Source organism: Rhodococcus sp. OS5 (assembly GCF_056837585.1).
Map to the genome: position 1 here is coordinate 563,855 of NZ_CM166368.1, position 13,421 is coordinate 577,275.

Genomic DNA, 13,421 nt, shown 5'->3' on the forward strand with positions numbered 1-13,421 from the left:
GTGCAGGCACCCAACCTAGGGAGGTGGCGTTACGCGGACATGTTTGAAATGTGTCGCCCACGTTGCGGATTCGATCCGCAACGTGAGCGAGCACTCATGGGACTTTCTTTACCTGTATCTGATCACCAACTACCCGCGCCTGCAAGGCGAGTGGCTGCGTCCCGACCGGCCGAAGGTCGAGAACGGCGGCGGCCACCGGGTCGGCCAAAACGTTCCGGATGGTCCGGCGCAGGCCACGTGCTCCGTACACCGGGTCGAACCCGCGCCGTTGCAACAGGGCGACGGCGCTGTCCTCCACCTCGACGTCGATGCCTCTCCTGGCCAACCGAGTCGTGATCAGTTCGATCTCGAGACGGGTCACTTGTTCCGCGGTCTGTTCGTCGAACTCGTCGAGGATCACGGTTTCGTCGATGCGGTTGAAGAATTCGGGGTCGAAGAACTTCTCCAACGCGCGTTGCACCAGATGATGACCATGGCGCGGTCGATCGATCCGGACGCGATCGGCGAGCTGCCGCAGGTGAGATCGCCGACGTTCTGCCACCGCAGCAGAGCCGAGATTCGAGGTCAGGAACACGTAGCTGTTGCGGAACGAGATCTTCTGCTGACCGTTCGCCAACCGGAGTTCGCCGTTGTCGAGGACCTGCAGGAGCGCACGCAGCACGGTGGGGTCGGCCTTCTCCACTTCGTCGAACAGGACGATTCCGGGGGTGTACGGATCGCCCTCGACGGTGTTCTTGTCGAACAGCGTGAAGGACTCCTTGCTACCGGCATATCCAGGTGGAGCCCCGGAGAACGACGCCGCATAATGCTCTTGCGCAAGAGCATTCATGTCGATGCGGCACAGATCATCGGGTCCTGACCGTAGTTCTGCGGCCACGCGCCGCACCAATTCCGTCTTGCCGACGCCGGTCGGGCCAACGAGAAGGATGTTGGCGAGCGGACGCGTCGGATCCGTGGCACCGACATGCGCGATCGAAATCGCACGAACCACTGCGTCGACGGCGGCCTGTTGTCCGACGATCTTGGAACTCAGGGCTTTCGAGAGCTTGCGAGCGTCGAAGGCCCCGACCGGTACGGGTTCGGTTCGTTCCTCGGCCGGCGGTGGTGCTGCTGCACTGTTCCGGTCATGGAGCATGTCGGTGATATAAGGCACAGTGAGATCCTTACGCTTCGATTGTCTTCTCGACCGGCAGGTTTCCGACGCGACAATCCGCTACACCCACTGTGTCTCGGGTGATGGCCTCGACGCGTTCCTGAGCCTTCTGGGCGTCGGTGACCCACAGCTTGTAGAACTCGAACGGGCAGTCCGCGACGCCCTTGTCTCCGTCACCTGCTGCGTGGACACCGGAGTAGCCGCGATGGAGGAGTTTGAAGATGTGGTTCTGGGACTGATCGTTCTCGCGTGCGTCGCGAATGGCTGAGACGGAAAGCTGCGCGTACTGGATTCCGTATTCTTCTTCGCCGGTTTCACCCAGCGTCCGGCCGTCGAATCCGATGATCGCGGAGTGTCCGAAGTAGGAGTAGACGCCGTCGAATCCGGCCGCATTGGCAACTGCCACATAACAATTGTTGGCCCAGGCCATTGCCTTGGACATCATTACCTGCTGGTCCTTGGCGGGGTACATGTATCCCTGGCAACGGACGATCAGTTCCGCACCCTTCATCGCGCAGTCGCGCCAGATCTCCGGGTAGTTGCCGTCGTCGCAGATGATGAGCGAGATCTTCAGCCCCTTCGGGCCTTCGGTGACATACGTCGTGTCTCCCGGGTACCACCCTTCGATGGGGCACCAGGGCAGGATCTTTCGGTACCTCTGAACGATCTCGCCCTTGTTGTCGATGAGGATCAACGTGTTGTACGGGGGCTTGTTCGGGTGGTCTTCGTGCTGTTCACCGGTGATGGAGAAGATTCCCCACGTGTCGGCTTCGCGGCACGCTGCGGAGAAGATCGCGGTCTCGTCGCCCGGGATGGTGGCTGCTGTCGCGTACATCTCCTCTTCGTTGTACATGATTCCCTGCGTGGAGTATTCGGGGAAGACCACCAGATCCATTCCGGGGAGGCCGGTCTTCATGCCGATCATCATGTCGGCGATCTTGCGCGCGTTCTCGAGGACGCCGGCGCGATCGTGCAGGCGGGGCATCTTGTAGTTGACCACTGCTACGCCGACCGTGTCGTTGCTCGAGGAGATGTCACCGTGTCGCATTGTCTTTCACTCCTTGGTTGTGTCGATCAGTTGAAGACTGGACGGGATTGGGGTACTGCGGTTTTGGGTGCAGCGAGGATCTTGGCCAGGCCCAGGAGAACCAGAAGCGCTCCGGCCCAACCGGCCGCGACGGCGGGTGTGGTGTGGAAGTTGTCGGTCAGGATCAGAAATGCGGGGACTGTGCACGTGGGCTGGCTCAGGAGGACCGCTGCCCAGCCGGTGAAGCGACTGAGATTCTCGCGGCCGAGCCCGAGTACCAGGAAGAACAGCGTCCACAGCGCTGCCCATGCGAGCCAGATGACCCCGAAGACGGGGTCGTTGCTCACTGTGAAAGAGAGGAAGGAGTACACGAGCGCGGCGCACGCGACGAACAGCGAGAACCACCCGATTCCTTCCGGCTCGAAGCCGGCGAGATTGCTGATGCCCACGTAGAGATAGGTGAATCCGAACAGATAGAGCCCTGAGGCCGCCAGGACGGCACTCGAATCTCCCTGAGCCTGAATCAACATGACGGTGGGGACGACGCATTGAAGTGCGCCGACGAAGAGGTTGAGGACCGAGGCGGATCGAACGGGAACTGTGCCGAGCAGCATCAGTCCGTTGACGAAGAGGACGGCTCCCACGTAAAGCAAACCAACACTGCCCATCGGGCACCTCCGGTTACTTCGGGACGGTTACTTCGGGACGGGTTACTTTCAAATGAAATGATTCCAAATGAAACTAAGTGATGCGCGCCACAGAAGTCAAGAGGGAGATCTCAGGGAAAATCTCAGAGCGTTGCGATGATCGAGAAGTCGAGTCCGTCGGCGACGGCGAGCTGAATCTTCTGCCGTGCAACACGATCACGAAACTCGACGGTTCCGCGAGGCCCGTCGTACGCGGCACCCTCGACGACGGCGTCCAGGTCACGCGGATGAGTGCTGTCGGCGCGTCGAACCAGGGCCGAAAGGGTATGTATCCCTTCGTAACACGATTCGGCGGCATTGTTCAGCGCCGGAGCGTGCGCGCCGTGCAGTGCAACGTAGCGCCCGAGAAGATCCATGGAGTTGCCGTCGACCATCGAACGGAAGTACGCGGCGGAGGCAAACAGGTTGCGGGTTGCCCTCGGCCCGCTCGCGAGCAGCATGTTCTCTTCCATCAACGGGCTGAACCGGATCATCGACTCGTCGAGGCCGCGGCGGGCGAAGGCGCGGTTGAAATCGACGGCGTCCTGGCCGACGAGGAGCATGATCACGCCGTCGCAACCGGAGTTCGAGACGGTCTCGACCAACTGCTTCATGTTTCCGCGCCCGAGGTCGACAAACGAACCGCCGACCAGGCTGAGATCGAGTTCGGTGGCGAATTGCCTCACGGCTCCGAGAGAGCTGTGCGGCCAGATGTAGTCGTCCCCGACGACAAACCACTTACGCGCTCCGACGTTGTCGCGCAGCCACTTCAGCGCCGGCGCGATCTGCTGCCGTGGTGTTTCGCCGGAGCAGTAGATGCCGGACCTGACCTCGCCGCCCTCGTAGAGCGAGGTGTACGAGTACGGAATGCGGTCCGCGACCACGGGTGCAAGAGCGTGGCGGACAGAGGAGATGTGCCAACCGCTGACGGCGTCGATGTCGCCGGCGTCGAGTAGTTGTCCCACGCGGGCGGCGACGACGCTCGGCGAAGCGCCGCCGTCGATCACTTCGATCTGGACTTCGCGTCCCAGCACGCCACCGGAGTTGTTGAGGTCGCGGGCGGCCAACTCGCTGATTGCTTCGCAGGAGGGGCCGAACAGTCCGGCCGGCCCCTGAAGGGGAACCACCATGCCCAGGCGCCACACCGCGCTGCGCGCGCGTTCGAGCGCGCCGGTAGCGCTCATGCGTCGCCGCCGGAATCGGGAGTCAGCGGCCTGGCCTGGGTTACTATCATTTCATTTGAAAGTATTGCCCGAGAAGTGTGAACTGCGCAACAGCGGGGGAGCGATCAGTGGGAAAAAGTGACTCCGGAATTCTTGATGCGTCGCTGACGACTGCGCTGGTCCGAGCAGCTCGAATGGCCGCGGCAGCGGCGGAGAAGGCGCTGGCGGCAGAGAATCTCACTCTTGATCACTGGATGACGCTCGAAGCCCTGGCGTCGACCGAGGGGCTGACGATGGCTGAGCTGCGCGATCGAACGGGAACACCGGCTCCGACGCTGACGCGAGTTGCGGACAAGTTGGTCTCGCTCGCGCTCATCTACCGCGAAGTCGGGGAGGACGACCGTCGGAAGGTACGCGTGTTTCTCTCCTCGCGCGGAAAGTCCTTGCACAAGAGGGTTGCCGCAGACATCCGCGTAGCCGAGGAGTCCTGGCTGACGTCGAAAGAGGAAGTGAAGTTGCGAGAGGGGCTTCGCCCCTGTGTGCCTTTCCGGTAGTGGGGACTACCAAAAAGGCGCACAGGGGCCGAAGGCCCTACTTGCCGCGGATGGCGTCGAATACCTTGGGGTCGACCAGGGTCGAGGTGTCTCCGAGGTCGCGGCCTTCGGCGACGTCGCGCAGGAGGCGGCGCATGATCTTGCCGGATCGGGTCTTCGGCAGTTCCGGCACGATCGTGATCTGACGCGGTTTGGCGATGGGGCTGATGTCGGTGGAGACCTGAGCCTTGAGTTCGGCGATGAGGACGTCGCCGGTGTTCTCGACGCCTTCACGGAGGATGACGAACGCGACAATGCCCTGTCCGGTGGTCTCGTCCGCGGCACCGACGACGGCGGCTTCGGCGACTCCGTGATGGTTCACCAGTGCTGATTCCACTTCGGAGGTGGAGATGCGGTGACCGGAGACGTTCATGACGTCGTCGACGCGGCCGAGGACCCAGAGTGCGCCGTCGTCGTCGTACTTGGCGCCGTCACCGGCGAAGTACCAGCCTTCTTCGGCGTAGCGGGACCAGTAGGTGTCGCGGTAGCGGTCCATGTCGCCCCAGATGCCGCGGAGCATCGCCGGCCACGGCTCGTCGAGGACGAGGTAGCCGTTGCCGCCGGGGCCGAGGGGCTTGGCGTCGTCGTCGACGATCTTCGCGGAGATACCGGGCAGTGGGGCCATCGCGGATCCGGGTTTGGTGGCGGTGATACCGGGGAGTGGGGAGATCATGATCGCGCCGGTCTCGGTCTGCCACCAGGTGTCGACGATGGGGGCTTTGTTGCCGCCGATGACCTCTCGGAACCAGCGCCACGCTTCGGGGTTGATGGGCTCGCCCACAGATCCGAGGAGGCGGATCGAGGACAGGTCATGGGCGTCGGGGATCTCGCGGCCCCACTTCATGAACGTCCGCACGAGGGTGGGGGCGGTGTAGTAGATGGAGACGCCGTACTTCTCGATGATGTCGAAGTGGCGGTGCTCGTTCGGGGAGTTGGGGGTGCCTTCGTAGACGACCTGGGTGACACCGTTGGAGAGGGGCCCGTAGACGATGTAGGAGTGTCCGGTGACCCAGCCGATGTCGGCGGTGCACCAGTAGACGTCTTGTCCCGCTTTGTGATCGAAGACGTTGTGGTGGGTGTACGAGGCCTGGGTGAGGTAGCCGCCGGAGGTGTGGATGATGCCCTTGGGCTTTCCGGTGGTGCCGGAGGTGTAGAGAATGAACAGGGGATGCTCGGCGTCGAAGGCCTGCGCTTCGTGCTCGGGTGAGGCCTGTGCGACGGTTTCGTGCCACCACAGGTCGCGGCCGTCGGTCCAGTCGACGTCGATGCCGGTCCGGTTGACCACCAACACGTTCTGGACGGATTCGGCGCCGGCGACGGATTCGTCGACCGCTGTTTTGATGGGTGCTGCTGCGCCGCGTCGCCACTGCCCGTCGACGGTGACGACGAGTTTGGCTTGGGCGTCGTCGATGCGTGAGCGTAGGGCGGTGGCGGAGAATCCGGCGAAGACGACCGAGTGGGTCAGGCCGAGGCGGGCGCAGGCGAGCATGGTGACGATCGCTTCGGGGATCATCGGCATGTAGATCGCTACGCGGTCACCGGCGACGAGGCCGAGGTCGGTGAAAGTATTTGCGGCGCGGCTGACTTCGGCGAGGAGGTCGTTGTAGGTCAGGTCGCGGGAATCGCCTGGTTCGCCTTCGAAGTGGATGGCGATGCGGTCGCCGTTGCCGGCGAGGACGTGGCGGTCAACGCAGTTGTAGGCGACGTTGAGCTTTCCGCCGACGAACCACTTGGCGACGGGGGCGTCGGTCCAGTCGAGGACGTCGGTCCATTTCTCGTGCCAGTGAAGGCGCTCAGCCTGATTCGCCCAGAAAGCGAGGCGGTCGGTATCTGCGGCAGCCTGCAACTCCGGTCCCGCGTTGGCGGCCGCAGCGAACTCTGCGCTCGGCGGATATGCCTGGGGGACGTCTGTTTCGGCTGCGCTTGTCATGGCTGACGGCCTTCTTTCCACTTTGATCGACACTTTTCTGACTCCGTGTGAGGGTAGTCACAAGCTCGCGTAAACGCACCGTTGCATCACGTTGCAACCCGTTGTCCTGCGACGATCGGTCGAATTGATGCGACGGGTGGTCGCTTCCGCCGACGAGTGAATGGGCGCGGACAGATTTCCCTCGGAATTGCGGACAATGGGTGCGATGCGCGCCCCGCGTCGGATGTGTCTATTGTCAAACCATTATTCGACCACAACTCGAAGTCACGTTCACTTTCAGTTGTAGGCGACACGACGCCGGCAGTTACGGCTGTCGGCAGGCCGCGAGCATGCTCGGGGTCACTTAGATGTGGAAGGAATTCCTTTGCGTATCTCACGCATAGCGACGGGCGCGGTCGCGCTCGGAATGACGGCAGTGCTGATCACGGCATGTTCGTCCGGCGATTCGTCGGGCGGATCGTCCAGTGGCGTCGTCAACGCCTGGGCGGGCGAGCCTCAGAACCCGTTGATCCCCACGAACACGAGTGAGAACATGGGCGGCCGCGTCCTCGACTCGCTGTTCTCCGGTCTCGTTTCGTACACCGCAGACGGCGGTACGGAGAACGAGGTTGCCGAGTCCATCGAGAGCACCGACGGTCAGAACTTCACCGTCAAGCTCAAGGACGGTTGGACCTTCACGGACGGCACCCCCGTCACCGCGAAGTCGTTCGTCGACGCGTGGAACTACGGCGCCCTCTCCACCAACGCTCAGCTTCAGGCATCGTTCTTCGATCCGATCAAGGGCTACGACGAAGTTGCCGCCGAGGTTCCGACGGCACAGACCATGTCGGGTCTGAAGGTTGTGGACGACTCCACCTTCACCATCGAACTCAAGCAGCCCGAGTCGGCGTTCCCCGATCGCCTCGGCTTCACGGCGTACTACCCGCTGCCCGAGGTCGCGTTCAAGGACATGACCGCCTTCGGTGAGAACCCGATCGGCAATGGCCCGTACAAGCTCGACGGAACCGGCGCGTGGCAGCACAACGTCCGCATCGACACCGTCGTGAACCCGGACTACAACGGCAACCGTAAGCCGAAGAACGCCGGCGTCGACTTCATCATGTACAACAGCCTCGACACGGCGTACACCGATCTCCTGGCCAACAACGTCGACGTTCTCGACCAGGTTCCGCCGAGCGCCGTCACGACCTTCGAGTCGGACCTGCCCGGACGCACCGTCAACCAGCCGTCGGCAACCATCGAGACGTTCACGATCCCGGGTCGCCTGCCGCACTTCAGCGGCGAAGAGGGCATGCTCCGCCGTCAGGCGATCTCGATGGCGATCAACCGCGATCAGATCACCCAGCAGATCTTCAACAAGACCAGGACGCCTGCACTCGACTTCACCAGCCCCGCAATCAAGGGCTGGAACGACTCGCTGACCGGTAACAGCAACGTGAAGTTCGATCCCGAGGCGGCCAAGGCTGCTTGGGCCAAGGCCGACGCCATCGCACCGTGGTCCGGCAGCTTCGAGATCGCCTACAACTCCGACGGCGGACACCAGGAATGGGTCGATGCCACGGCGAACAGCATCCGCAACACCCTCGGTATCGACGCAAAGGGCAAGCAGTACGCCACCTTCGCTCAGATCCGCACCGAAGCCACCGACCGCACCATCCAGAGCTCTTTCCGCTCCGGTTGGCAGGGCGACTACCCGCAGCAGTACGGCTTCCTGGCGCAGAACTACCAGACCGGCGGCAGCTCCAACGACGGTGAGTACTCCAACCCCGAGTTCGACCGCCTCCTGCGCGAATCGGCCGGCCAGACCGATCAGGCGAAGGCTCAGGAACTGCTCGATCAGGCCCAGGAAGTCCTGCTCAAGGACCTGCCCGCAGTTCCGACGTGGTACCGCAACGCTGCCAGTGGATGGTCGGAGAACGTTTCCAACGTGACCATCAGCTGGAACGGTGTTCCGGTCTACGAAGACATCGAAAAGAACTGACGCGTAGAACGATCCGCATCTGAAACGTGAGTTCGGGGCGGCAGGCGCCCTGCCTGCCGTCCCGAACTCGTGTTCACACCGGACTGTCCGCTGACGTACACGATCATCGACAAGGAGGTGATCCGATGCTCTGGTACATCGGTCGCCGAGTGCTTCAAATGATCCCGGTTTTTCTCGGGGCCACTCTTCTGATCTACGCCATGGTCTTCCTGCTTCCCGGTGATCCGATTGCCGCGTTGGCGGGCGACAAGGCGCTCAGTCCGGCTGTGGCAGCACAGCTTCGGGAGCGCTACCACCTCGATCTCCCCTTCTATCAGCAGTACCTGCTGTACCTGAAGGGCATCTTCACGCTGGACTTCGGCACGTCGTTCTCCGGACGACCTGTCAGTGAAGTTCTGGCACAGGCATTTCCGATCACGATGAAACTTGCCTTCATGGCACTGATCGTCGAGACCGTCTTCGGTGTCGGCTTCGGCCTCATCGCCGGCCTGCGTAAGGGCGGATTCTTCGACAGCACCGTCCTGCTGTTCAGCCTCGTTCTCATCGCCATCCCGATCTTCGTGATCGGCTTCCTGGCTCAGTTCTTCATCGGCGTCAAATGGGGCATCGTCCCGCCGACGGTCGGTGGCAACACCAGCTTCACCAATCTCCTGCTCCCTGCCCTGGTTCTGGGTTCGGTCTCGTTTGCGTACGTACTGCGACTGACCCGAACGTCCGTGGCGGAGAATCTGACTGCCGATTACGTCCGCACCGCTACCGCCAAGGGACTTTCCCGTGGACGAGTGGTTCGCGTGCACGTGTTGCGCAACTCGCTGATCCCCGTGGTCACGTTCCTGGGTGCCGACCTCGCAACGTTGATGGGCGGCGCCATCGTCACCGAGGGCATCTTCAACATCAACGGCGTCGGCGGCACGATCTACCAGGCCGTGACCAGAGGTGAAGCGCCGACGGTGGTTTCGTTCGTCACCATCCTGATCGTGATCTACCTGATCGCGAATCTGCTCGTCGACCTCTTGTACGCCGCGCTCGATCCGAGGATCCGCTATGTCTGAGACCGTGAAGACCGGACGCGCAGTCCGGCAAAGTCATTTCGTGGCACCGCCCGAAGTTGCGGCACCGGGGGAGACGGACGCCGTCAAACTCGATCAGGCGCCGACCAGCATGTGGACCGATGCGTGGCGCGACCTACGCAAGCGCCCCCTGTTCATCATCTCGACGATCATCATCCTCGCGGTCATCGTCATCGCAGCGTTTCCGAGCTTGTTCACGAGCACCGATCCGCGGTTCTGCGACCTGACCTACAGCATGCAGGGGCCGACCTCAGGGCACTGGTTCGGTTTCGACCGCCAGGGCTGTGACGTGTACTCGCGCACCATCTACGGTGCTCGCGCATCCGTACTCGTGGGCGTCGGCGTCACGGCGTCGGTGCTGGTGATCGGCGTGATCTTCGGTGCGCTGTCCGGTTTCTACGGCGGATGGACCGATTCGATCCTCTCCCGTGTCGCCGACATCTTCTTCGGCATCCCGCTGATCCTGGCTGCCATCGTCCTGATGCAGCTGTTCACCGATCGCACCATCTGGACCGTCGTCGGCGTGCTGGCGCTCTTCGGCTGGCCGCAGATGGCAAGAATCGCTCGAGGCGCGGTGATCTCGGCGAAGAACAACGATTACGTCATGGCCTCGGAAGCGTTGGGTGTCTCGAAGCTCAAGACACTGATCCGCCACGTCATCCCGAACTCGTTGGCGCCCATCATCGTGGTCGCCACCATCTCGCTCGGTACGTACATCGTTGCCGAGGCGACGCTGTCCTTCCTCGGTATCGGTCTTCCGTCCACCGAGGTTTCGTGGGGCGGCGACATCAGCAACGCTCAGGTGACGCTGCGTCAGGGTTCGACCATTCTGTTCTACCCGGCAACGGCTTTGGCGATCACCGTTCTCGGATTCATCATGATGGGTGACGCTCTGCGCGACGCCCTCGATCCCAAGTCGCGGAAGCGGTGAGCACGATGACCACCAAGGAAACTCTCACCTCGGAGGAAACTCCGTTGCTCGAGATTCGTGATCTCGAGGTGTCTTTCCAGTCCAATTCCGGTCCGGTTCCGGCAGTTCGAGGCGTCAGCCTGACCGTCTACCCGGGTCAGACGGTCGCGATCGTCGGCGAATCGGGTTCGGGTAAGTCCACCACCGCCCACTCGATCATCAATCTGCTTCCCGGCACCGGCAAGGTGACGGCAGGCGAGATCATCTTCGACGGCAAGGACATCTCGAAGGTCTCGGAGAAGGACTTCGTCCACATCCGGGGAAGCCAGATCGGTTTGGTTCCGCAGGACCCGATGTCGAATCTGAATCCCGTGTGGAAAGTGGGCTTCCAGATCGAGGAAGCACTGGCCGCCAACGGGATCGCCAAGGGCAAGGCAGCCAAGGTTCGGGCCGCCGAACTGCTCGAGGAGGCAGGACTCGCCGAAGCCGAGAGCCGGTTGGGGCAGTACCCGCACGAGTTCTCGGGCGGTATGCGTCAGCGCGCACTCATCGCGATCGGGTTGTCCGCTCGTCCGAAGCTCCTGATCGCGGACGAGCCGACGTCGGCGCTCGACGTCACCGTCCAGCGTCAGATCCTCGACCACCTCGACGGTCTGACTACGGAACTCGGCACCGCCGTTCTGCTCATCACTCACGATCTTGGCCTGGCCGCCGAGCGCGCCGAGCATCTGATCGTGATGAGCAAGGGTCGTATCGTCGAATCCGGTCCGGCACTGGAGATTCTGAAGCGCCCGCAGCATCCGTACACGCAGAAGCTGGTCGCGGCTGCGCCGTCGTTGGCGTCGAAGCGGCTCAGCTCGTCGGTGGCGCGCGCCGAGATTCGCGAACAGGCGGAAGAGGTCGCCGAAGCGGTCAAGGCCGAGGAAAGTGCGGCAGAGTCCTTCGGCAAGGTGACCGACGACGTTCTTGTCGTCGATCATCTGACCAAGGTGTTCAAGCTGCGCAAGGGTTTCCGCAAGACCACCGACTTCACAGCCGTGAACGACGTGTCCTTCAAGGTCCGCCGCGGAACCACAACGGCGATCGTCGGTGAATCGGGTTCCGGTAAGTCGACGGTCGCACAGATGGTCCTCGGTCTGCTCGAGCCCACTGCGGGCAACGTGGTCTTCGACGGTCAGGACGTGGCGAAACTCGGTGCGAAGGAAACATTTGCGTTCCGTCGACGAGTGCAGCCGATCTTCCAGAACCCCTACGGCACACTCGACCCGATGTACTCGATCTACCGCACGATCGAGGAACCGCTGCGTACCCACAAGGTCGGGACCAAAGCCGAGCGTGAGGCTCGCGTCCGCGAACTTCTCGACAAGGTGGGTCTACCGCAGTCGGTCATGCGTCGGTTCCCGAACGAACTCTCCGGTGGACAACGTCAGCGCGTCGCCATCGCGCGAGCACTGGCCTTGCAACCGGAGGTCGTGATCTGCGACGAGGCGGTCTCCGCTCTCGACGTGCTCGTGCAGGATCAGATCTTGACCCTGCTCAACGACCTGCAGGCAGAGTTCGGGTTGACGTACCTCTTCATCACGCACGACCTGGCCGTGGTTCGTCAGATCGCGGACAACGTGTTGGTGATGTCGCGTGGCTCGATCGTCGAATCGGCACCGATCGACGACGTGTTCGGTAATCCGCAACAGGACTACACCCGCAAGTTGCTCGACGCGATTCCCGGTGGGTCCATCAAGCTGGGAAGCTGACGCAACAGGTAGGTAGGCAAGTCCGCAGAGGGGCTGCAAGGGTACCGTCGTTGATCGTGACGGACCCCTTGCAGCCCCTCGTCGATCTTCCAGGCGTACGCGCCGCCGCCGATCATGCGCGCGATGCTCTGGGTGAGGTTCATCGGCACAAGACCAACCGTCGCGGTTGGCCCACCACTGCCGCTGAAGCCGCGGTTCGCGCTGCGCGCGCTTCTGCATCGCTGGCCGGTGGCACCACCGAATTGCCGGCCGAGGGCATGGCCGGTGATCCGATTCTCGCGGGTGCTCTGCGCGTGGCTCAGGCTCTCGACGGCGACAGCCTTCCGCTCATGGAGTCGACGTGGAAGCGAGCCCCACTTCAGGCTTTGGCCCGGCTGCACCTGTTGGCCGCGGCGGATCTCGTCGAGGACGCAGATCAACTGGGGCGGCCACGGTCGGATCGCGGAGTGGGGGAGCGGTTGGACGCTCTCGCCCAACTCGTTACTGGCGGAACCAGTGCACCGGCACCTGTTCTGGCGGCCGTCGTACACGGAGAACTCTTGGCGCTGAGCCCGTTCGGCACCGCTGACGGCATCGTCGCCCGCGCGGCCTCGCGTCTGGTTGCGGTCTCGTCGGGGCTGGATCCGCACAATCTCGGGGTCCCCGAGGTCAGTTGGCTTCGGCGGCCACAGGCGTACACGGACGGCGCGGCAGGATTCGCTTCGGGAAATCCGGCGGGCGTCGGCAGCTGGGTGATTCTGTGCTGTGGTGCTCTCGAAGCCGGTGCGCGAGAGGCGACTTCGATTGCCGACGCCGCTACCGGATAGTCCGGCAAATTGCCCCTGCCGGAACATAACGAACGGGCGGCGCTGCCGATAAATCGACTTCGCCGCCCGTCAGCACGGACTACTCGTTACCAAGCGTGCTCGGTGGGTTGTGTGGGTGGCCTCGGCGAGGGATCGCACTTTCTGAGGTCGTCCCCGCAACCTGTGCGGGGTCCTCGCTCAAATTGAACGAATCTCGCAGGCCCACAACGCTTCTGCCCTTATAGTGGCTTGTGCTCCGCGTGGGTGCCCTAGTGCCCGTGCTAGGAATTTCGGTTGGGGAAACGGTCCTTCTCTTCCGAGCCGTTCCTGGCCTTCCGTTCTTCCGTAACTCCTTTGTACCCTGTGTCCGGG

At 62.7% G+C, this 13,421-nt stretch carries 11 protein-coding genes; 6 read left to right on the top strand and 5 right to left on the bottom strand.

What is annotated here, in order from left to right; translation table 11 throughout:
- Nucleotides 1–94 precede the first annotated feature (94 nt).
- From ACVZUB_RS02680 to ACVZUB_RS02695, 4 genes are all read right to left on the bottom strand, one after another.
- Nucleotides 95–1,153 (bottom strand): AAA family ATPase, encoded by a 1,059-nt coding sequence (locus ACVZUB_RS02680; RefSeq protein ID WP_482628122.1) that lies wholly within the window; start codon nt 1,151–1,153, stop codon nt 95–97.
- Between the two features lie 10 nt (nt 1,154–1,163).
- A complete protein-coding gene (locus tag ACVZUB_RS02685; protein ID WP_003946093.1) occupies nt 1,164–2,201 on the bottom strand; it encodes an aliphatic amidase in 1,038 nt (345 codons plus the stop codon).
- 26 nt (nt 2,202–2,227) lie between these two features.
- Nucleotides 2,228–2,848, bottom strand: coding sequence for an AmiS/UreI family transporter (locus ACVZUB_RS02690; RefSeq protein ID WP_003946099.1), 621 nt, complete (start codon nt 2,846–2,848; stop codon nt 2,228–2,230).
- 122 nt (nt 2,849–2,970) lie between these two features.
- Entirely contained in the window at nt 2,971–4,050 is a 1,080-nt protein-coding gene (locus ACVZUB_RS02695) for a substrate-binding domain-containing protein (RefSeq protein ID WP_007732424.1), read from the bottom strand.
- A gap of 107 nt (nt 4,051–4,157) precedes the next feature.
- On the opposite strand from ACVZUB_RS02695, the gene ACVZUB_RS02700 reads away from it, so the two are divergent.
- Entirely contained in the window at nt 4,158–4,583 is a 426-nt protein-coding gene (locus tag ACVZUB_RS02700) for a MarR family transcriptional regulator (protein WP_042446697.1), read from the top strand.
- 37 nt (nt 4,584–4,620) lie between these two features.
- On the opposite strand, the gene acs is transcribed toward ACVZUB_RS02700, so the two are convergent.
- Entirely contained in the window at nt 4,621–6,552 is a 1,932-nt protein-coding gene (gene acs / locus ACVZUB_RS02705; RefSeq protein ID WP_050655293.1) for an acetate--CoA ligase, read from the bottom strand.
- A gap of 364 nt (nt 6,553–6,916) precedes the next feature.
- Between acs and ACVZUB_RS02710 the strand changes: the two genes are divergently transcribed.
- The 5 genes from ACVZUB_RS02710 (at nt 6,917) to ACVZUB_RS02730 (ending at nt 13,070) form a co-directional block, all read left to right on the top strand.
- Nucleotides 6,917–8,533, top strand: a complete 1,617-nt coding sequence (locus ACVZUB_RS02710) for a peptide ABC transporter substrate-binding protein (protein ID WP_007732431.1) — start codon at nt 6,917–6,919, stop codon at nt 8,531–8,533.
- 125 nt (nt 8,534–8,658) lie between these two features.
- Nucleotides 8,659–9,585: an ABC transporter permease gene (locus ACVZUB_RS02715; RefSeq protein WP_019746637.1), complete on the top strand. Its 927-nt coding sequence runs from the start codon at nt 8,659–8,661 to the stop codon at nt 9,583–9,585.
- Nucleotides 9,578–10,534, top strand: coding sequence for an ABC transporter permease (locus tag ACVZUB_RS02720; RefSeq protein WP_019746638.1), 957 nt, complete (start codon nt 9,578–9,580; stop codon nt 10,532–10,534). The genes ACVZUB_RS02715 and ACVZUB_RS02720 overlap by 8 nt, the downstream gene beginning before the upstream one ends.
- Before the next feature lie 5 nt (nt 10,535–10,539).
- Complete coding sequence (locus tag ACVZUB_RS02725; protein ID WP_143173114.1) at nt 10,540–12,264, top strand: dipeptide ABC transporter ATP-binding protein; 1,725 nt, start codon at nt 10,540–10,542, stop codon at nt 12,262–12,264.
- A gap of 56 nt (nt 12,265–12,320) precedes the next feature.
- Complete coding sequence (locus ACVZUB_RS02730) at nt 12,321–13,070, top strand: Fic family protein (protein ID WP_020905979.1); 750 nt, start codon at nt 12,321–12,323, stop codon at nt 13,068–13,070.
- Nucleotides 13,071–13,421: the final 351 nt, after the last annotated feature.

Coding starts and splice junctions, on each gene's coding strand:
- ACVZUB_RS02685 (WP_003946093.1), bottom strand. CDS start 2,201: ATGCGACACGGTGACATCTCCTCGAGCAACGACACGGTCGGCGTAGCA.
- ACVZUB_RS02690 (WP_003946099.1), bottom strand. CDS start 2,848: ATGGGCAGTGTTGGTTTGCTTTACGTGGGAGCCGTCCTCTTCGTCAAC.
- ACVZUB_RS02695 (WP_007732424.1), bottom strand. CDS start 4,050: ATGAGCGCTACCGGCGCGCTCGAACGCGCGCGCAGCGCGGTGTGGCGC.
- acs (WP_050655293.1), bottom strand. CDS start 6,552: ATGACAAGCGCAGCCGAAACAGACGTCCCCCAGGCATATCCGCCGAGC.
- ACVZUB_RS02715 (WP_019746637.1), top strand. CDS start 8,659: ATGCTCTGGTACATCGGTCGCCGAGTGCTTCAAATGATCCCGGTTTTT.
- ACVZUB_RS02720 (WP_019746638.1), top strand. CDS start 9,578: ATGTCTGAGACCGTGAAGACCGGACGCGCAGTCCGGCAAAGTCATTTC.
- ACVZUB_RS02725 (WP_143173114.1), top strand. CDS start 10,540: ATGACCACCAAGGAAACTCTCACCTCGGAGGAAACTCCGTTGCTCGAG.